This window comes from Oceanimonas aquatica (genome assembly GCF_030732065.1).
GTDB lineage: Bacteria > Pseudomonadota > Gammaproteobacteria > Enterobacterales > Aeromonadaceae > Oceanimonas.
In genome coordinates this window covers 399,812-419,153 of record NZ_JAVBHX010000002.1, presented here as the reverse complement: position 1 = coordinate 419,153, position 19,342 = coordinate 399,812, and the positions used below count along the sequence as shown (strand labels likewise).

17 protein-coding genes and 1 pseudogene are annotated in these 19,342 nt (G+C 59.8%); 11 read left to right on the top strand and 7 right to left on the bottom strand.

The window, feature by feature from the left end; all coding sequences use genetic code 11:
• The first annotated feature begins 286 nt into the window (after positions 1-286).
• On the top strand, positions 287-778 hold the full coding sequence (locus Q9290_RS05070) for a putative 4-hydroxy-4-methyl-2-oxoglutarate aldolase (RefSeq protein ID WP_306078545.1): 492 nt from the start codon (positions 287-289) through the stop codon (positions 776-778).
• Between the two features lie 64 nt (positions 779-842).
• Here Q9290_RS05070 and aceK read toward each other — a convergent pair whose 3' ends face one another.
• The 7 genes and pseudogenes from aceK to map form a co-directional block, all read right to left on the bottom strand.
• A complete protein-coding gene (gene aceK / locus Q9290_RS05065; protein WP_306078544.1) occupies positions 843-2,573 on the bottom strand; it encodes a bifunctional isocitrate dehydrogenase kinase/phosphatase in 1,731 nt (576 codons plus the stop codon).
• Between the two features lie 326 nt (positions 2,574-2,899).
• Positions 2,900-4,270 (bottom strand): adenylosuccinate lyase, encoded by a 1,371-nt coding sequence (gene purB / locus Q9290_RS05060; RefSeq protein ID WP_306078543.1) that lies wholly within the window; start codon positions 4,268-4,270, stop codon positions 2,900-2,902.
• Between the two features lie 49 nt (positions 4,271-4,319).
• Positions 4,320-4,943 carry a high frequency lysogenization protein HflD gene (gene hflD / locus Q9290_RS05055; protein WP_306078542.1) on the bottom strand — a complete coding sequence of 208 codons (624 nt, stop codon included), beginning with the start codon at positions 4,941-4,943 and terminating at the stop codon, positions 4,320-4,322.
• Entirely contained in the window at positions 4,940-6,046 is a 1,107-nt protein-coding gene (mnmA, locus tag Q9290_RS05050; RefSeq protein WP_306078541.1) for a tRNA 2-thiouridine(34) synthase MnmA, read from the bottom strand. Before mnmA ends, hflD begins: the two co-directional genes overlap by 4 nt.
• A gap of 199 nt (positions 6,047-6,245) precedes the next feature.
• Positions 6,246-6,689 (bottom strand): NUDIX hydrolase, encoded by a 444-nt coding sequence (locus tag Q9290_RS05045; RefSeq protein ID WP_306078540.1) that lies wholly within the window; start codon positions 6,687-6,689, stop codon positions 6,246-6,248.
• A 5-nt stretch (positions 6,690-6,694) separates the two neighbouring features.
• Positions 6,695-7,276 (bottom strand): annotated as a pseudogene (locus Q9290_RS05040) (pseudouridine synthase); the annotation flags it as partial.
• 483 nt (positions 7,277-7,759) lie between these two features.
• Positions 7,760-8,545: a type I methionyl aminopeptidase gene (gene map, locus Q9290_RS05035; protein ID WP_306078539.1), complete on the bottom strand. Its 786-nt coding sequence runs from the start codon at positions 8,543-8,545 to the stop codon at positions 7,760-7,762.
• Between the two features lie 286 nt (positions 8,546-8,831).
• Between map and rpsB the strand changes: the two genes are divergently transcribed.
• The 10 genes from rpsB to Q9290_RS04985 all read left to right on the top strand — a co-directional run bounded on the left by rpsB (position 8,832) and on the right by Q9290_RS04985 (position 19,338).
• A complete protein-coding gene (gene rpsB / locus Q9290_RS05030; RefSeq protein ID WP_306078538.1) occupies positions 8,832-9,557 on the top strand; it encodes a 30S ribosomal protein S2 in 726 nt (241 codons plus the stop codon).
• Positions 9,558-9,664: 107 nt separating this feature from the next.
• On the top strand, positions 9,665-10,543 hold the full coding sequence (tsf, locus tag Q9290_RS05025; RefSeq protein ID WP_306078537.1) for a translation elongation factor Ts: 879 nt from the start codon (positions 9,665-9,667) through the stop codon (positions 10,541-10,543).
• 72 nt (positions 10,544-10,615) lie between these two features.
• Entirely contained in the window at positions 10,616-11,347 is a 732-nt protein-coding gene (pyrH, locus tag Q9290_RS05020; protein ID WP_306078536.1) for a UMP kinase, read from the top strand.
• An 84-nt stretch (positions 11,348-11,431) separates the two neighbouring features.
• Positions 11,432-11,989 (top strand): ribosome recycling factor, encoded by a 558-nt coding sequence (gene frr / locus Q9290_RS05015; protein ID WP_306078535.1) that lies wholly within the window; start codon positions 11,432-11,434, stop codon positions 11,987-11,989.
• A 72-nt stretch (positions 11,990-12,061) separates the two neighbouring features.
• Positions 12,062-12,829 carry a polyprenyl diphosphate synthase gene (gene uppS / locus Q9290_RS05010; RefSeq protein WP_306078534.1) on the top strand — a complete coding sequence of 256 codons (768 nt, stop codon included), beginning with the start codon at positions 12,062-12,064 and terminating at the stop codon, positions 12,827-12,829.
• A 63-nt stretch (positions 12,830-12,892) separates the two neighbouring features.
• On the top strand, positions 12,893-13,747 hold the full coding sequence (locus Q9290_RS05005; protein WP_306078533.1) for a phosphatidate cytidylyltransferase: 855 nt from the start codon (positions 12,893-12,895) through the stop codon (positions 13,745-13,747).
• Position 13,748: 1 nt separating this feature from the next.
• Positions 13,749-14,942 (top strand): 1-deoxy-D-xylulose-5-phosphate reductoisomerase, encoded by a 1,194-nt coding sequence (ispC, locus tag Q9290_RS05000; RefSeq protein WP_306078532.1) that lies wholly within the window; start codon positions 13,749-13,751, stop codon positions 14,940-14,942.
• Complete coding sequence (gene rseP / locus Q9290_RS04995; RefSeq protein ID WP_306078531.1) at positions 14,939-16,288, top strand: sigma E protease regulator RseP; 1,350 nt, start codon at positions 14,939-14,941, stop codon at positions 16,286-16,288. The genes ispC and rseP overlap by 4 nt, the downstream gene beginning before the upstream one ends.
• A gap of 29 nt (positions 16,289-16,317) precedes the next feature.
• The gene (bamA, locus tag Q9290_RS04990) at positions 16,318-18,726 is read left to right on the top strand and encodes an outer membrane protein assembly factor BamA (RefSeq protein ID WP_306078530.1); all 2,409 of its coding nucleotides are present in this window, start codon (positions 16,318-16,320) and stop codon (positions 18,724-18,726) included.
• Between the two features lie 111 nt (positions 18,727-18,837).
• A complete protein-coding gene (locus Q9290_RS04985) occupies positions 18,838-19,338 on the top strand; it encodes an OmpH/Skp family outer membrane protein (protein ID WP_306078529.1) in 501 nt (166 codons plus the stop codon).
• Positions 19,339-19,342: the final 4 nt, after the last annotated feature.

The following is a 19,342-nucleotide window of genomic DNA, read 5'->3' as shown; positions in this document are numbered from 1 at the left end:
ATTGTTTTTTATATGCATCCCATGCAGTTACTGCGTCATACCCAACAGAGTTGAAAACGGGAAGAACAGAGGTCCTTTTGCTAAATTGGTGTTATTTTAACAGTTAACAGGGGCATAACAACAGTTTGCAACGGATATTGTTAAATAGTTTTAAGAAGGGTCTTGATCTAGGTCAAGCGCCAATTTAACAAAATCCCCCCCGATGCAAACACGGATTACGCTTTTGGGAACCGGGATTTTCGCCAAAGACGAAGGCCCGGAACGTGTGCTGATAACGGAGGATAATATGCTCGATTTGTTGCCGGATTTGTGTGATGAACATGCCGACCTGGTCAGAGTGCTGGACCCGGTATTTCGCGATTTTGGCGCGGAGTGCCTGTTCTGGGGCCAGGCGGTGACGGTGCGCTGCTACGAAGACAACTCCCGGGTGCGGGAGCTGGTGTCTCAGCCCGGCACCGGCAAGGTGCTGGTGGTGGACGGCGGCGGCCTGCTGCGCTGTGCTCTGATGGGCGACATACTGGCAGAAAAGGCGCTGGAAAATGGCTGGGAAGGCATTGTGATCCACGGCGCCATTCGCGATGCCGGCACCCTCGGCGGGCTGTCACTGGGCATCAAGGCCCTGGCGGCCTGCCCCATTCGCTCGGAAAAGCGCGGTGAAGGCGTGGTGGACGTACCGGTCACCTTTGCCGGCGTCACCATTTATCCGGGAGATTACATCTACTCGGACTTGAACGGCGTGCTGGTGTCCCGCGAGCCCCTGAGCCACCCGCAGCTTTGATGTTTGTGTGAGGGGGAGGGGACATGAGTGAGGAGAGTACCTGCTTCACCGCCCTCCTCACCCCTTACCCCTCACGGCTTTCACCATACCTGTAACGAAACCGCTGCCGCCGCCGGTAGGGAAAAATATCCTCCACCCGGCCTTGCTCAATGTGGTGCTGCAGCTGCCGCCAGTAATCCGCGGTAAACAGCTCCAGGTGCCGCTCGTCAAAGGCGTTGCGAATACGGGGTTTGTACAGCAGAAAGGTCTTGAACTCCTCCGGAAACACATCATTTGGGCCTACCGAATACCAGGGCTCGGGGCAGAGCTGATCCTGCAGATTGTCGGTTTTGGGTATGTCGCGAAAGTGGCACTCGGTCATGTAGGCGATTTCGTCATAGTCGTAAAAGATCACCCGGCCGTGGCGGGTCACGCCGAAATTCTTGAACAGCATGTCGCCGGGAAAGATATTGGCGGCGGCCAGTTGTTTCAGGGCGCTGGCGTATTCGTCCAGGGCATTCCTGAGCTGTTCGTCATCGGCCTGCTCCAGGTACATGTTGAGTGGCGTCATGCGCCGCTCGGTATAGAGGTGGTGAATGATCAGCCGGTCTTCCTTGAGGGTGAGCAGAGAGGGCACTTCCCGCTGCAATTCTGCCAGCAATTCGGGGCTGATACGGTGCAGCGGCAGTTCGAAGTTGGTGAACTCCATGGTGTCGGCCATGCGGCCCACCCGGTCGTGCTGCTTCACCAGCCGGTACTTGGCCTTGACGGTGGCCCGGTCTACGGTTTTGGGCGGAGTAAAGTGATCCTTGATCACCTTGAACACCACATCGAACGACGGCAGGGTAAACACGCACATCACCATGCCCTTGATACCTTTCGCCGGCACGAACTGGTCCCGTGAGTGCTGTAAGTGCTGCAAAAAGTCCCGGTAGAAGATGGTCTTGCCGTGCTTTTGCCAGCCGATGGCGTTGTAAATTTCGTAATCCGACTTGTTGGGCAGCAGCGGTCGCAGAAACTGCACCAGCAGCGAGGGTTGCGGGCACCACACCATAAAATAGGCCCGGGCAAAGCCAAACAGAATGGAGGCGTCATCCTGGCTCAGCAGCAGGGTATCCAGCACCAGGCCGTCACTTTCGTGCAGGATGGGCACAATAAAGGGCAGCGGGCCGTCGGCTCGCTCCAGCCGGCCAATCAGGTAGGCGCCCTTGTTGCGGTAGAACAGCGGTCTGAGCAGGGTGAGAGTGAGCGGCGTATCGCCCAGCCCCTGTTCGGCCAGGGTACGCTGTACATGCTTCAAATCCTGCTCCAGCCGCACAAAGGACAGCTCCAGCCCCAGGCGCTCCAGCATTCGTTGCAGGGTGCCGGTCAGCTCACCGGGAGCAATGGCGTATTGCCGGGTGACGGCCGTCAGATCCTGCTCGCCGGGATAAGGTACAAAGGGGTGCACATAAAGGTTTTCGGCGCGAATGCTGCGGTGGCGGGTGGAGCGGCGGTATACCGAGTTGTAGAAAGACTCGGCCATGTCGGCATTGGGATGGGCGATCAGCAGATCGTTAAAGGCCTGTTTGAGCGCCTTCAGCTCCTGGTGGCGCAGCGGTCCCCGGTTGTAGTCGAGCACGGCGCGCACCGTGTTGTTGACGTGATCGTCATAAAGCCAGATGCGCCGGCGCGAGGCCAGTTGCACGCCGTTCCAGTCCCGGGCTTCAAAGCGGCTTTTGGCCCCCTGGGTGATCACCAGAAAATAGCGGTGAAAGGCGTCGAAACCGCGCATCACAATGTGCGCCATTTCCCGTGTGCGGCTGTTCATTTTCATGCTGCTCCCAATCATGACTGGAAAGCATGTTAGTGAAACCAAAGGAAAAAAAGCGAAGGGGAAGAGCGGTTTTTGTGGGCTGTCGCAAGCTGCGGCGGTGTGGAAAGGTAAATGTGTGAAGCAGGGCGAAGCGTGGTCGTTTTTTTGGAGCGCAGGCTGCCAGCCTGCATTAGCGCCCGCAGGGCGCTCAAAGCAGATCGGCGCTTCGCACCAAATTGCGGGCGGGCAGCCCGCGCTCAAGAGAATGTATCTAGGTGGGGCGCAGGCTGTTCAACGCGGATTGGCGCTTCGCACCAAATTGCGGGCTGGCAGCCCGCGCTCCAGGATTACTTCAGCTCGTCGGTGAGCTGTACCGCGCGGCCGATGTAGTTGGCCGGGGTCAGTTGCTTGAGCTCATCCTTGACGGAATCGGGCAGTTCCAGACCGTCGATAAAGGCGCGCATGCCTTCGCCGTCCACCCGCTTGCCCCGGGTCAGCTCTTTCAGCTTCTCGTAGGGCTTTTCAATGCCGTAGCGGCGCATCACGGTTTGTACCGGCTCGGCCAGCACTTCCCAGTTCAGATCCAGATCGGCGGCCAGCGCCTGCGGGTTGGCTTCCAGCTTGCTGATGCCTTTCAGAGTGGCCTGATAGGCGATCAGTGAGTAGCCCACGGCCACACCCAGGTTGCGCAGCACGGTACTGTCGGTCAGATCACGCTGCCAGCGGGATACCGGCAGTTTGGCGGCCAGGTGATTGAAAATGGCGTTGGCCAGGCCCAGGTTGCCCTCGGAATTTTCAAAGTCGATGGGGTTGACCTTGTGGGGCATGGTGCTGGAGCCGATTTCACCGGCCACGGTCTTCTGCTTGAAGTAACCCACTGAGATGTAGCCCCACACGTCCCGGTCGAAGTCGAGCAGAATGGTGTTGAAGCGGGCCAGGGCGTCGAACAGCTCGGCGATGTAGTCGTGGGGTTCAATCTGGGTGGTGTAGGGGTTCCAGGTCAGGCCCAGGCCGGTGACGTACTGCTCGGAGAAGGCGTGCCAGTCCACTTCCGGGTAGGCAGAGATATGGGCGTTGTAGTTGCCCACGGCGCCGTTGATCTTGGCCAGCAGCTCCACGCTCTGAATCTGCTTGAGCTGACGCTCCAGGCGGTAGGCCACGTTGGCCATTTCCTTGCCCAGGGTGGTGGGCGAGGCGGGCTGACCGTGAGTGCGGCTCAGCATGGGCAGATCGCGATACTGGGCGGCCAGACGCTTGACTTCGTCCACCAGCTGCTGGCAATAGGGCACCACCACTTGGTCGCGACCGGCTTTCAGCATCAGGGCGTGGGCGTTGTTGTTGATGTCTTCACTGGTACAGGCAAAGTGAATGAATTCGCTCACCGCAGCCAGCTCGGGCAGGGCCTCGACCTTTTCCTTCAGGAAGTATTCCACGGCCTTGACGTCGTGGTTGGTGGTGCGCTCGATTTCCTTGATGCGCTGGCCGTCGGCCTCGTTGAAGTTGGCCACAATGCTGTCGAGCAGGGCATTGGCTTCATCGGAGAAGGCCGGTACTTCAGCAATGGCGTCCTGGGCGGCCAGAGCCTGCAGCCAGCGAACTTCCACTTCTACGCGAAAACGCAGCAGGCCGAACTCGGAGAAAATGGCGCGCAGCGCCTCGGTTTTGTTGCCGTAACGGCCATCGACCGGGGAAATGGCCGTTAATGCTGACAATTCCATGAACTGAAACTCCTGAAGGTTGGGGGGTAATAATACTCGTTAATTCAAATCAGTTGCGCAACGCAGCCTGGGCCTGAGCCACCAGTCGCTTGCGGGAAAACAAAATATGCCGGCGCTTGCCGCCGAGCTGGCGCCACAGCACGGCGCTGCGAATACCCGCCAGCAGCAGGGCGCGGATCTGATGCTGCACCATGGGTTGTTGCAGGTAACTGGGATTACCGGCGACCTGAATGCGCGGCCCAAGAGGGCTGACAATGTCGCTGTAAATGTCGGCCAGATTGGCCAACACCTGCTCGTCGAGCAGGTCAAAGTGATGCAGCTGGCGTTTGACCTGACTGATGCGCTCACCCAGCATCGACATCAGATCCCGGCGTCTGGAGAGCTTGCGCTCCAGCGCCACCAGACCCACCAGATAGCGGGTCAGTTCGGCGTTTTTCTTGCTGCTGTCGGGATTGAGCTGTTCGATCAGGGTCTGATAGCCCAGCCGCAGGTTGTCGTGGCCGCCGTAAATGTCCGCCGACTGCTCGGCGTCGGTGACCATGATGCTGTTCAGGGTCGAGGACAGCACCGCCTTGTCTTCAATCATGCCCTGGCGGGCCACCTGTTGTACCAGGCTCACCGCCTGGCAGATGCCGGCAAAGGCCAGGGTTTGGTTTTCCAGACTGTGACTCACGCTTGATCCTTGTTGAACCGGGTTTCAATAATGCCGCCGCCGAGGCATACCTCGCCGCTGTAGAACACCGCCGACTGACCCGGAGTCACCGCCGCCTGAGGCTCATCGAACAGCACGCGAATGGTGTCGGCATCCACCGGCTCAATGGTGCAGGGAATGTCGGTCTGGCGATAACGGGTTTTGACGGTGCAGCGCAGGGGCTCGATGATAGGCTGACGATCCACCCAGTGCAGCTGGCGGGCAATCAGGCCGTCGGAATACAGCCGGGGGTGATCCCCCTGGGCTACCACCAGGACATTGCGATCCACTTCCTTGTCGACCACGTACCAGGGCTCGTCGCCGGCGTTTTTCAGGCCGCCAATCCCCAGGCCCTTGCGCTGCCCCAGGGTGTGGTACATCAGCCCCTGATGCTGGCCGATCACTTCACCGTTTACGGTTTCAATATTACCGGGCTGGGCGGGCAGGTAGCGGGCCAGAAAATCGGTAAACTTGCGCTCGCCGATAAAGCAGATGCCGGTGGAGTCCTTCTTCTTGGCGGTGACCAGCTCCAGCTGTTCGGCAATGCGGCGCACCTCGGGCTTTTCCAGCTCACCCACCGGGAACAGGCTTTTGGCCACCTGTTGCGAGCTCAGGGTGTAAAGGAAGTAGCTCTGATCCTTGTTGCCGTCGAGACCGCGCAGCAGCTTGGGCTCGTCGTCAAAGCTGCGGCGTACATAGTGACCGGTGGCAATATAGTCGGCGCCCAGATCTTCGGCGGCGAACTCCAGGAAGGCCTTGAACTTGATTTCCTTGTTACACAGGATATCGGGGTTGGGGGTGCGGCCGGCCTTGTATTCCGCCAGAAAATGCTCGAACACATTGTCCCAGTATTCGGCGGCAAAGTTGATGGTGTGCAGTTCAATGCCGAGCTTGTCGCACACGGCCTGGGCGTCGCGCAGATCTTCCGCGGCGGAGCAGTACTCGTCGGTGTCGTCTTCTTCCCAGTTCTTCATGAACAGGCCTTCCACCTGATAGCCCTGCTGTTGCAGCAGATAGGCCGAGACCGAGGAATCCACACCGCCGGACATGCCGACAATCACTTTAACCTGACTGTTATCGCTCATAACGCCCATTAACTCGATTGCAAAACGGGCGCTATTTTACCAGACAAATGTCGCGAGGGGTAATGGGGAAGGGATGTGGTAAAGCGCACATTCCATGGAGCGCAGGCTGCCAGCCTGCTAATTGGCGCAAAGCGCCAGGATCTTGAGCGCCTGCGGCGCTAATGCGGGCAGGCTGCCCGCGCTCCAGGCCCCATTTATCTCACCAGCCCTTTAGCGCCGACAACGGAAACCGCTCACCGGCGAGATAATCCCGAATGGAGGCCAAAATCAGCGGGCTGCGCAGCTGCTCACCCAGGGCTTCAATTTCAGCCAGCGTCAGCCAGTGGCAGCGAATAATATCACCGTCCGGATCCTGCGGGTTGGTGGGCAACGGCTCGGCCACCTCGGTGCAAAAGGTAAAGCGCACAAAGTGTTTGCCGTTGTCTGGTGCCGTGTACTGATATACGGCCACGGCGTCTTCAAGGGGCAGGGCCAGGCCGGTTTCTTCCAGCAGCTCGCGCCGGGCACCGTCCAGCAGGTTTTCACCTGGTTCCAGGTGGCCGGCAGGCTGGTTGAACATCACTCTGCCCTGCTGCCATTCTTCCACCATTAAAAAACGCTCACCGGCGCGCACGATCACTGCCAGGGTTACCGCATGACTCATACTTTTCTCCATTGTCCGGGTTGCAGGCTGTCTAGGGTCCAGTTACCGATGGCGTAACGGATCAGCCGCAGGGTAGGAAAGCCGATATGGGCAGTCATGCGCCGCACCTGGCGGTTGCGACCTTCGGTAATTTTAATCTCCAGCCAGGTGGTGGGAATATGCTGGCGCTCGCGAATGGGCGGGTTGCGTGGCCAGATATCCGGCTCATCCATGCGTCGCACTCGGGCCGGTAGGGTAGGGCCGTCTTTCAGTTCAACGCCCCGCCGCAGCTGGTCGAGGTCGGCCTCGCTGGGGTCACCTTCCACCTGCACCCAGTAGGTTTTGGCGGTCTTGCGCCCGGGCTGGGTCAGGCGGGCATTAAGAGCGCCGTCGTTGGTCAGCACCAGCAGGCCTTCACTGTCCCGGTCCAGCCGCCCGGCGGCATAGACGCCGGGCACCTTCACATAATCGGCCAGGGTCTCGCGGCCGTCGCCGTCGGTAAACTGGCACAGCACCATATAGGGCTTGTTCAGCAGCAGGGTCACCGGCGGGCCGGCGGGCTTTTTCGGTGCGGGCTTGCGAGGGCGACGGGTCAGGTTGGGTTTCATGGGGTAGCTGCTTTGTTATACAGAATAGGCGGATGACAAAGGTTTGCTGTCTGGCCGTGCACTTCGTCGGACACAGGGAACTGTTTCGCCGGCACGCCGTGAATACGTCCATGTAGGCTCCACTGCGCCATCCATGGCGCAGAGGGCACGGCGAAACAGTGCCCTCAACCCTCCTGGGTTTGACCTCGGAGCCGCCGGTTGTCAAACAGGCACCTCCGAGGCTTCACGAAGCAGCAGCGGGGATTGCCGTAGCCGACCGTCAAATGCCAGGGCCGAAAAGCTGCTCCTGCATTTTCGGCATTCCCGCCATCCCTGGCGGTCAGATGCATTTGCCGAGCGCCCATGGGGCGAGCTTGCTCGCCGTGACGAACCAGTAAAGCCTGACCGAACATCCAGTGAATGTTCGCAGCTGGCTTTACTGGTAAGTGGCATCTACCGAAGCGTGTCGGCGGAGCGCAACCGCGCTGCTGCTTCGCATTACAGTCAGGCGGTGATAATACGCGGCAGGTTGTCGTCCTGGCGCAGGGTCAGCACTTCACAGCCGGTTTCGGTGACCAGAATGGTGTGTTCATACTGGGCCGAGAGGCTGCGGTCCTTGGTGACCACGGTCCAGCCGTCGGCCAGCATCTTGCTGTGGCGCTTGCCCACGTTGATCATGGGTTCAATGGTCAGGCACATGCCCGCCTTCAGCACCTCACCGGTGCCGGCCTTGCCGTAGTGCAGCACCTGGGGCTCCTCGTGGAACTCGGCACCAATACCATGGCCGCAGTATTCCCGCACCACCGAATAGTTGTGAGCCTCGGCGTGCTTCTGAATGGCGGCGCCGATGTCACCCAGGTGCACACCGTCCTTCACCATTTTTATGCCCAGCTCCATGCACTCCTGAGTGATCCGGCACAGGCGCTCGGCCATGATGCTGGGCTTGCCCACGGTAAACATTCTGGAGGTGTCACCGTGGTAGCCATCCTTGATCACGGTAATGTCGATATTGACGATGTCGCCTTCCTTGAGCTTCTTGTCCGACGGAATGCCATGGCAGATCACGTGGTTAACCGAGGTACAGATCGACTTGGGAAAGCCGTGATAGTTCAGCGGTGCCGGAATGGCCTGCTGCTCGTTCACGATATAGTCATGACAGATTCGGTTGAGTTCGTCCGTGGTCACGCCGGCCTTGACGTGAGGCTCGATCATCTCCAGCACCTCGGCGGCCAGGCGACCGGCCACGCGCATTTTTTCGATTTCTTCCGGGGTTTTTATGACTATGCTCATACTCGTCTCTGTGAAATGGCTGGGCGATTAGCGGGCGTACCCGTGAAAGGGCCAAAAGTGTACCCTTGCCGGGCGGCAACTTCCAGCACCGAAATCGGTCCCGGCGCTGGTGCGGCCGGGGCAATTGTGGTATAAAACGCGCCGTGATGGCGGGTTTCAAAAATCCGTGGTCACACCAACATTCACTTTTTTAACACACACACACATCGGCACATGCTCCAGGGTGCCTTCGGGTCGGAGTCATGGGATGTGTGGAGGCCTAACCCAATACATTTTTGAGGAAATCATGGCACAAGTATCTATGCGCGACATGCTGAAAGCCGGCGTTCACTTCGGTCACCAGACCCGTTTCTGGAACCCCAAGATGAAGCCTTACATTTTCGGCGCCAGCAACCGGGTTCACATCATCAACCTGGAAAAGACCGTTCCCCTGTTCAACGATGCGCTGAACTATCTGGGCAACGTGGCTTCCAAGAAGGGTAAAATCCTGTTTGTTGGTACCAAGCGCGCAGCCTCTGAAGCCGTAAAAGAAGCCGCCACCAAGTGCGACCAGTTCTACGTCAACCACCGCTGGCTGGGCGGTATGCTGACCAACTGGAAAACCGTGCGTCAGTCCATCAACCGCCTGAAGGATCTGGAAGCTCAGTCTCAGGACGGTACCTTCGAAAAGCTGACCAAGAAAGAGGCGCTGATGCGTACTCGCGAAATGGAAAAGCTGGAGAAGTCCCTGGGTGGTATCAAGGACATGGGCGGTCTGCCCGACGTACTGTTCGTCATCGACGCCGATCACGAGCACATCGCCATCAAGGAAGCCAACAACCTGGGCATCCCCGTGGTATCTGTAGTTGACACCAACTCCAACCCGGACAGCGTTGACTACATCATCCCCGGCAACGATGACGCCATCCGTGCCGTTCAGCTGTACCTGAACGCCGCTGCCGATGCCGTGAACACTGCCCGTGCCCAAGACCTGGCCGTGCAAGCGGAAGACAACTACGTCGTAGAAGAATAATAAAGACTGAGCTTAGCGCTCACGCCTTTATTAACCGTACGCAAGTTATAGGTTAACAGGGGCCATGTGCCCCTGTTTTCTTTGAAACAAGACCGAGGACATTACGAATGGCTAACATTACCGCCGCCCTGGTAAAAGAACTGCGCGAGCGCACTGGCGCCGGCATGATGGATTGTAAAAAAGCCCTGATCGAAGCCAATGGCGACATCGAGCAGGCCATTGAAGACATGCGCAAGTCCGGCCAGGCCAAAGCTGCCAAGAAAGCCGGCCGCATCGCTGCCGAAGGTATCATCCTGGCTCGCCAGGCCGGCAACACCGCCGTGCTGGTAGAAATGAACAGCGAAACCGACTTCGTTGCCAAGGACGCCGGTTTCCGCGCCCTGGGCGAGCAGATCGCCGATCTGGCCCTGGCCAACAAGATCAACGACGTTGAAGCCCTGAAGGCCGCCGAACTGGCCAACGGTGAAACCGTTGAAACCGCCCTGACCAACCTGATCGCCAAGATCGGTGAAAACATGAGCCTGCGTCGCGTAGTGCTGGTGGAAGGCGACAACCTGACCACCTACCTGCACGGCACCCGCATTGGCGTTATCGCCAACCTGCAGGGTGGCGACGAAGAGCTGGCCAAAGACGTGGCCATGCACGTGGCCGCTTCCACTCCGCAGTTCGTCAAGCCCGAAGACGTGTCTGCCGACGTGGTTGCCAAAGAGCGTGAAATCCAGGTGGACATCGCCGTTAACTCCGGCAAGCCCAAGGAAATCGCCGAGAAGATGGTTGAAGGCCGCATGAAGAAGTTCACCGGCGAAATCTCTCTGACCGGTCAGCCCTTCGTCAAGGATCCGTCCATCTCCGTAGGCGAGCTGCTCAAGCAGAAAGGCGCCGACGCTCTGGGCTTTGTCCGCTTTGAAGTGGGTGAAGGTATCGAGCGTAAGGAAGAAGACTTCGCTGCCGAAGTTCAGGCTCAGATCGCCGCTTCCAAGGGTTAATTCCCGCCTTTTTTAATGCTATTCGGACCGCGACATCTCGTCGCGGTCTTTCTATGACCAGGAATAGAAAGCATGAGTACCAATCCGAAACCCGCATACAGACGCATTCTTCTCAAGCTCAGCGGCGAAGCGCTGCAGGGAGAGGAAGGCTTTGGAATTGACCCCGCCGTACTGGAGCGTATGGCTCAGGAAATCAAGGAACTGGTGGAACTGGGCGTCCAGGTTGGCCTGGTGATTGGCGGCGGCAACCTTTTCCGTGGTGCGGGCCTGGCCAAAGCGGGCATGAACCGCGTGGTGGGCGACCACATGGGTATGTTGGCCACCGTGATGAACGGTCTGGCCATGCGCGATGCTCTGCACCGTGCTTATGTGAATGCCCGTCTGATGTCAGCCATTACCCTTGAAGGCGTGTGCGACAGCTACAACTGGGCCGATGCCATCAGTCTGCTGCGCAAGGGCCGGGTGGTGATCTTCTCCGCCGGTACCGGCAACCCCTTCTTTACCACCGACTCGGCGGCCTGCCTGCGCGGCATCGAAATCGAGGCCGACGTGGTGCTCAAGGCCACCAAGGTGGACGGTGTGTTCAGCGACGATCCGGTCAAGAACCCCGATGCCGAGCTGTATCACCACCTGGGCTACGACGACGTGCTCGACCAGGAGCTCAAGGTGATGGATCTGGCGGCCTTTACCCTGGCGCGGGATCACAACCTGCCCATTCGCGTGTTCAATATGAACAAGCCGGGCGCCCTGCGTCGTGCCGTTATGGGTGAAACCGAAGGCACTCTGATCAGCAACAAGCTCTGATACACTGTGAGAGGTGAGGGGAAAGGCGTGAGGGGAGTCTCCTCATCCCTCACTCCTCACCGAGACAAAACAAGGATAACGACCGTGATAAACGACATCAAAACCGACGCCAAGACCCGCATGGAAAAAAGCGTGGAAGCGCTGAAAACCCAGATGAACAAGGTGCGCACCGGTCGTGCTCACCCCAGCCTGCTCGACACCATTCACGTGGACTACTACGGTGCCTCCACGCCGCTGAACCAGCTGGCCAACATCACTACCGAAGACTCCCGCACCCTGGCCGTCACCGTGTTCGATCGCTCCATGATCCAGGCCGTTGAGAAGGCCATCATGACTTCCGATCTGGGCCTGAACCCGTCCAGCGCCGGTGCCATGATCCGCATTCCGCTGCCGCCGCTCACCGAAGAGCGTCGCAAGGATCTGATCAAGGTGGTACGCAACGAAGCCGAGCAGGGCCGGGTGGCCATTCGCAACATTCGTCGCGACGCCAACAGCAGCCTGAAGGCACTGCTGAAGGAAAAAGAGATCTCCGAAGACGACGATCGTCGCGGCCAGGACGACATTCAGAAACTGACCGATCTCTTTATCAAGCAGGTGGACGACGCCCTCGCCGCCAAAGAAAAAGAGTTAATGGAAATCTGATAGTTACATCAGGTATAGTAGCCAACGCCGTGTAGCTGCCTGCACGGCGTTTGTTTTTGTGCAGGAGTGACTATGCCAGCAACGGCAGCATTTGAAGGTCAGCCGCTGCCCCGTCACGTCGCCATCATCATGGATGGCAACGGGCGCTGGGCCGAGCAACGGGGAAAATTCAGAGTGTCCGGTCACAAGGCCGGGGTGAAATCGGTGCGCGCGGCGGTCAGTTTTGGCTACCGGCTCGGCCTCGATGCCCTGACCCTGTTTGCCTTCTCCAGCGAAAACTGGCGCCGTCCTGAAGACGAAGTCAGTGCCCTGATGAGCCTGTTTATTGCCGTGCTGGGCTCCGAGGTGCGCAAGCTGCACCGCAACAACATTCGGCTGCGCATCATCGGAGATCGCAGCGCCTTCGCCCCGCACCTGCAGCGCAAGATTGACGATGCAGAGCGCCTCACCGCCAGCAATACCGGTTTTACCCTCAATATTGCCGCCAATTATGGTGGCCGCTGGGACATTACCCAGGCGGCGCGGGGACTGGCCGAGCAAGTGGCAAGGGGGGAGCTGGCGCCGGCGGAGATCACCGAGTCGCTGCTCAATGAGCACATTCAGCTTGCCGATTCGACGCCGGTGGATCTGCTGATCCGCACCGGTGGCGAGCAACGCATCAGCAACTTTTTGCTATGGCAGCTGGCCTACGCCGAGTTCTATTTTACCCCCGTGCTCTGGCCCGATTTTGGCGAGGATGCCTTCAGTGATGCCATTGCTGCCTTTGTGGGACGGGAGCGGCGCTTTGGCTGTACCGGCGCCCAGATAAGAGAGCAGCTGGCACAAAAAACCGACGCCTGAGCCGACAATAAATAAAAACGATCAGGGTGAGCACACAGCGCACCCCGAGAAAGAGGACATTTCTTGCTGAAGCTTCGTATTATTACGGCCCTGTGCCTGATCCCTGTGGTGCTGGGGGCCATTTTTTTGCTGCCCCTGCCGTTTTTTGCCCTCTTTGCCACCGCCGTTTACCTGCTGGCCGGCCGGGAGTGGGGGCGTTTTATCGATACCCAAAAATCCAACGTGGTCATGGTCTTTCTGGCCATGGTGCTGGTAGCCCTGATGGCCAGCGTGCCCATTGAGCAAATCTGGGCCGATGGCCTGCACGGTCTTATCGGTGTTGTGCTGGGCGCCGGCGCCCTGTGGTGGCTGTGTGCGCTGCCCCTGGTGCTGCGCTACCCGGCCAGCCGTGCCTTGTGGCAGCACCGGCCCTGGCTCAAGGCGGCCTTTGCCCTGCTCAGCCTGGTGCCGTTCTTCTGGTCGATGCTGGTGCTGCGCAGCTATCAGTACGAGCAGGATGCCCACTACGGTGCTTGGCTGCTGTTGTTCGTCATGGCCCTGGTGTGGGCCGCCGACACCGGCGCCTACTTCGCCGGCAAGACCTTTGGCAAGCACAAGCTGTGCCCCAGCGTCAGCCCGGGCAAGACCCTGGAAGGCATGATCGGCGGTGTGATTGCTGCCTGCGTACTGGCCCTGGTGGTGACTCAGGCGGTGGAGCTGCCTGGAGCACAACGCAATGCGGTGTTGCTGGCCTCGGCCGTCGCGGTGTTGGCCTCGGTGCTGGGCGATCTGGTGGAAAGCATGTTTAAGCGTGAAGCCGGACTCAAGGACTCGGGCAACATACTGCCCGGTCACGGCGGCATCATGGACAGGGTCGACAGTCTGACCGCGGCCCTGCCCATTTTTATTGTGGTATACCAACTGGCGGGGCAGGGCTGAGATGCAACAGCTGACCATACTGGGTGCAACCGGCTCCATCGGCCAAAGTACGCTGGGGGTGGTACGCCGCCACCCTGAGCGCTTCTCGGTATTTGCCCTGACCGCCAGTCGCCAGGTGGCGCGCATGCTCGATGACTGCCTGGAATTTACACCGCGCTATGCGGTCATGGCCGACGCCACGGCGGCGGCCGAGTTGCGCCGCCTGCTGCGTGACGCCGGCAGCTCAACCGAGGTGCTGCAAGGCAGCGAGGCCCTGTGCACGGTGGCCGCCGAACCCGAGGTGGATGCCGTAATGGCCGCCATCGTCGGCGCCGCCGGCCTGCTGCCCACCCTGGCGGCGGTGAAGGCCGGCAAGCGGGTATTGCTGGCCAACAAGGAAGCCCTGGTAATGAGCGGCGAGCTGTTTATTGACGCCGTGCATCACAGCAATGCCCTGTTGCTGCCCGTGGACAGCGAGCACAATGCCATTTTTCAGTGCCTGCCCGAGCCGTTGCAGCGTTCACCCGGTCGCGCCGATCTCGCCGCCGCCGGCATCGGTAAAATTCTGCTCACCGGCTCCGGTGGCCCCTTTCGTTATACCCCGGTCGGCGAGCTGGCCGCGGTCACCCCGGCTCAGGCGGTGAATCATCCCAACTGGTCCATGGGCCCCAAAATCTCCGTCGATTCCGCCACCATGATGAACAAGGGGCTGGAATACATAGAAGCGCGCTGGTTGTTCAACGCCGCCCCGGCACAAATTGAGGTGCTGGTGCACCCTCAGTCGGTGATCCATTCTATGGTGCAGTACTCGGACGGTTCCGTCTTGGCCCAGCTTGGCCAGCCGGATATGATGACTCCTATCGCCCATACTCTGGCCTGGCCCGAGCGTATCGAGTCCGGCGTGGCACCGCTGGACTTCACTCGCCTGGGTGAGCTGAGCTTTATGGCACCCGACATGGCCCGCTATCCGTGCCTGCAGCTGGCCATGGACGCCTGCGCCGCCGGCCAGGGCGCCACCACGGCGCTGAACGCGGCCAACGAGGTGGCGGTGGCGGCCTTTCTGGAAGGCCGGCTCGGCTTTATGGCCATTGCCGACATTAACCGAAAGGTCATGGACCGCCTGGGAGTGAACCGGGCGCAGGCGCTGGAAGACATACTGGCCCTCGACGCCGAAGCGCGCCGGCTGGCCGGGCAACTGATCGGGACACGCGCATGACCGAAATACTGTGGAATCTGGGCGCTTTTATCATCGCCCTTGGCATACTGGTGGCGGTACACGAATACGGCCACTTCTGGGTGGCCCGCCGTAACGGCGTGCGGGTCGAACGCTTTTCCATCGGCTTTGGCAAGCCCATCTGGCGCAAAACCGGCCGCGACGGCACCGAATACGTGGTGGCCATGATCCCCCTGGGGGGCTACGTCAAAATGCTGGATGGCCGGGTCGACGAGGTGCCGCCGGAGCTGGCGGAACAGGCCTTTGACAACAAATCGGTATGGGCGCGCATGGCCATTGTGGTGGCCGGGCCCATGGCCAACTTTTTGTTTGCGGTGTTTGCCTTCTGGCTGATGTTTCTGATTGGCGTGCCGTCGGTCAAGCCGGTGGTCCGCGACGTGGCCGCCGAGTCTCCCGCCGCCGTTGCCGGTGTGCAGCCGGGCATGCAGATCACCGCCATCGACGGCAACGACATTCTGACCTGGGAAGACGTGAACTTTTCCCTTATTGGCAACATCGGTGCCGAGCAAACCACCCTGGTGGTACAAACCGAGCGTGGCCAGCAACAGCAACTGACGGTGCCCCTGGCGCGTTGGCAGTTTGATCCCGACAGCGAGTCGCCCATCACGGCGCTGGGGCTGGTGCCTGAAGGCCCCATCCCCACCCTGACCCTGGAAGAGGTGATTCGGGGCGGTGCCGGCGCCGAGGCCGGCCTGCGGCCTGAAGACACCCTGGTGAGCGCCAATGGTCAAATCCTGAACGACTGGGCGCAGTTTGTGACCCTGGTGCAGTCGTCTCCCGAGCAGCCGATGGAACTTGTGGTGCGTCGTGAGGGTCAGAGCCTCGACCTGATGCTCACACCGGCGCTGCTTGAGACCGATGACAGGGCCATTGGCTATGTGGGGCTGGCACCATCGGTGACCCCGGTGGACGACCGTTATCGCTTTGAGCTGACTTACGGCCCGCTGCGGGCGTTGTGGGAAGGGGCAGAGCGCACCTGGGAGCTTACGGTGCTGACCTTTCAGATGATCGGCAAGTTACTGACCGGAATCGTCTCCCTCGACAACCTGAGCGGTCCCATTTCCATCGCCAAGGGCGCCGGGGCCAGTGCCGGGTTCGGGCTGGTGTATTTTCTGAGTTTTATGGCACTGGTCAGCGTCAACCTGGGCATCATCAACCTGTTGCCGTTGCCGGTGCTCGATGGCGGGCACCTGCTGTTTTACACGGTGGAAGCCATTACCGGCCGGCCGGTGCCGGAGCGCATTCAGGAGCTGGGATACAGAATAGGGGCGGCCCTGCTGATATTGCTGATGGGGCTGGCGCTGTTTAACGACATTGGTCGCCTTTGAGCGACAAGACACAAGGATCAAGTCAGGCTATGGCAAAAACAAGGGCACTCAAGAACACGCTCGCCGCTTCCTGCCTGCTGGGGGCCAGCATGCTGGCCCAGGCACAGAGCGGCATGACCCCCTTTGTGGTAGAAGACATACAGGTGAACGGCCTGCAACGGGTAACCCTGGGCGCGGCACTGCTGAGCCTGCCGGTGCGGGTGGGGGAAGAAGTGGATCAGTCCCGCCTGGCCGAGGCCATTCGCAGCCTGTATGCCTCGGGCAACTTTGAGCAGGTACAATTGCTGCGCGACGGCGACACCCTGGTGGTGCAGGTCACCGAGCGGCCCACCATTGCCGGCATCAGCTTCAGCGGCAACAAGGAAATCAAGGAAGAGCAGCTGCGCGAAAGTCTCGAAGGAGCCGGCGTGCGGGTGGGCGAGCCCCTGGACCGCACCACCCTGAGCGAGCTGGAGCAGGGCCTGGAAGACTTCTACTATGGCGTGGGCAAGTATTCCGCCGACGTCAAGGCGGTGTTGACACCGCTGCCCCGCAACCGGGTCGATCTCAAGTTTGAATTCGTGGAAGGCGAAGCCGCCGAGATCAAGCAGATCAACATTGTCGGCAACCAGGCCTTCAGCGAAGAACAACTGCTGGATCAGCTGGAGCTGTCCGATGACGTGCCCTGGTGGAATATCATGGGCGACCAGCGCTACCAGAAGCAGAAACTGGCCGGCGACATTGAAACCCTGCGCTCCTTCTATCGCGACCGGGGCTACCTGAAAGCCGACGTCACCTCCACTCAGGTGTCCATGTCCCCCGACAAGGAAGGGGTCTACATCACTCTGAACGTGACGGAAGGCGAGCAATACACCGTCTCCGGCGTCAGCCTGCGCGGCAACCTGATCGACAGACAACGCGAGCTGAACGAGCTGGTGCCCGTTCAGCGCGGCGATCTCTACTCCGCCGCCGACGTGGCCCACATGGAAGAGCTGCTGTCGCGCTTCCTCGGCCGCTTCGGCTATGCCTATCCGCGTATCAACACCTTTCCGCAGATCGACGAAGCCACCAACAAGGTGGAGCTGGTGGTCAACATCGAGCCGGGCAACCGGGTCTATGTGCGCCGCATCAACTTCAGCGGCAACGAGATCACCAAGGACGAAGTGCTGCGCCGGGAAATGCGCCAGATGGAAGGCACCTGGCTGTCGAGCGAAAGCGTGGAGCAGTCCCGTACCCGTCTGAACCGTCTGGGCTACTTTGAAAACGTCGAAGTCAACACTCAGCGCCTGCCGGGGCAGGATGACCTGGTGGATCTGGATGTCAAGGTCAAGGAGCAGCCCGCCGGCTCCATCAACTTCGGCGTGGGCTTTGGTACCGATTCGGGCTTCAGCATTCAGGCAGGTGTGGAGCAGGACAACTTCCTCGGCACCGGTAACCGGGTGGGCATCAACTCCCAGATGAACGACTACTCGAAGAACGTGTCGCTCGATTTTACCGATCCCTACTTCACCGTGGACGGGGTCAGCCTGGGCGGACGTGTTTACTACAGGTCATTCGAGTCTGATGACGATCTGGGCTCTGTTGACTATGAAAGCACCACCTATGGTGTGCGTGCCCTGACCGGCTTCCCCATTGATGAAAACAACCGGCTGAACTTCAGCCTGGGCTATGAACACAACACCCTGAGCCAGCCGGACCGGGCCTCGCTGCAACTGCAGGACTTCTGGACCGACAACGGCGCGGATAAAAACGAAAAAGTCAGTTTCGATGACTTTGACATCACCGCCGGCTGGACCCGCAACACCCTGAACCGGGGCGTGTTCCCCACCGCCGGCAGCCGCCAGAGCGTGGGCCTCAAGGCCACGGTACCGGGCTCGGATCTGCAGTACTACAAATTCAGCTTTGATGACGGCCATTATTTTCCGCTGGATCGCAAGCACAACTGGGTGCTGCACGGTAAGTTCCGCGCCGCCTACGCCGATGGCTACGGCAACACCAGCCGCTTGCCCTTCTTTGAAAACTACTACGCCGGTGGCTTCAGTACGCTGCGGGGCTTCAAGAGCAGCTCGGTGGGGCCGCGTGCCGTGTTCCGGGAAGACAATGGTGACCTCACCACCGATGGTAGCGCCATCGGCGGTAACGCCCTGCTGGCGGGCTCGGTGGAGCTGATTGTGCCCACGCCCTTTGCCGGCGAGGATCTGCAGCGTTCCCTGCGCACCAGCCTGTTTATGGATGTCGGCACGGTATGGGACACCGAGTACGATGCGTCCGATTTCGCCGGTTGCGTGAGCGGCTGTTATGACTTCGGCGATCCGGGGGAGTATCGTGCCGCTGCCGGGGTCAGCATGCAGTGGCTGTCGCCGCTCGGCCCGCTGGTGTTCTCCCTGGCCACGCCGGTGACCGAGGTGGAAGGGGACAAGACCGAAGTGTTTAACTTCAACATCGGCCGTACGTTTTAATGGAGCGCAGGCTGCCAGCCTGCAATAGCGCCCGCAGGGCGCTCAAAAGGTTGTCGCTGCGCGACAATGTGCGGGCAAGCTGCCCGCGCTCCAACATTAAGGAGAATTTTAATGAACAAACTGATTAAACTGGCCGGCGCCCTGGCGCTGGTGCTGACCGCCACCTTTGCTCAGGCCCAGGGCAAGATTGCCGTGGTGGACACCGCCGAGGTATTTCAGAAAATGCCTCAGCGTGACGTGGTACGTAACAAGCTGAAAAACGAATTTGCTTCCCGCGTGAAGGAAGTGCAGAAGCTGGAAGAGCAGGGCCGCAGCTTTGTGGAAAAACAGCAAAAAGACATGGCCTTCATGAACGACCAGCAAAAGGCCGAGGCCCAGAAAAAGCTGAACGACATGCAGGCCAGCTTCGTGCAGAAGGCACGGTCACTGGAGCAGGACCGGGCCCGTCGCGAGCAGGAAGAACGTCAGAAAATGCTGTCGCGCATCAAGGGCGCGATAGATGAAATCACCAAGGCGCAAGGGCTGGATCTGGTGATCGAGCGGGGAGCCGTGATCTATGTGTCACCTTCTCTCGACATCACCCAACAGGTGATCAGCCGCGTCAGCAAGTAACAAG

Coding starts and splice junctions, on each gene's coding strand:
- Q9290_RS05070 (WP_306078545.1), top strand. CDS start 287: ATGCTCGATTTGTTGCCGGATTTGTGTGATGAACATGCCGACCTGGTC.
- aceK (WP_306078544.1), bottom strand. CDS start 2,573: ATGAAAATGAACAGCCGCACACGGGAAATGGCGCACATTGTGATGCGC.
- purB (WP_306078543.1), bottom strand. CDS start 4,270: ATGGAATTGTCAGCATTAACGGCCATTTCCCCGGTCGATGGCCGTTAC.
- mnmA (WP_306078541.1), bottom strand. CDS start 6,046: ATGAGCGATAACAGTCAGGTTAAAGTGATTGTCGGCATGTCCGGCGGT.
- Q9290_RS05045 (WP_306078540.1), bottom strand. CDS start 6,689: ATGAGTCATGCGGTAACCCTGGCAGTGATCGTGCGCGCCGGTGAGCGT.
- map (WP_306078539.1), bottom strand. CDS start 8,545: ATGAGCATAGTCATAAAAACCCCGGAAGAAATCGAAAAAATGCGCGTG.
- rpsB (WP_306078538.1), top strand. CDS start 8,832: ATGGCACAAGTATCTATGCGCGACATGCTGAAAGCCGGCGTTCACTTC.
- tsf (WP_306078537.1), top strand. CDS start 9,665: ATGGCTAACATTACCGCCGCCCTGGTAAAAGAACTGCGCGAGCGCACT.
- pyrH (WP_306078536.1), top strand. CDS start 10,616: ATGAGTACCAATCCGAAACCCGCATACAGACGCATTCTTCTCAAGCTC.
- uppS (WP_306078534.1), top strand. CDS start 12,062: ATGCCAGCAACGGCAGCATTTGAAGGTCAGCCGCTGCCCCGTCACGTC.
- ispC (WP_306078532.1), top strand. CDS start 13,749: ATGCAACAGCTGACCATACTGGGTGCAACCGGCTCCATCGGCCAAAGT.
- rseP (WP_306078531.1), top strand. CDS start 14,939: ATGACCGAAATACTGTGGAATCTGGGCGCTTTTATCATCGCCCTTGGC.
- bamA (WP_306078530.1), top strand. CDS start 16,318: ATGGCAAAAACAAGGGCACTCAAGAACACGCTCGCCGCTTCCTGCCTG.
- Q9290_RS04985 (WP_306078529.1), top strand. CDS start 18,838: ATGAACAAACTGATTAAACTGGCCGGCGCCCTGGCGCTGGTGCTGACC.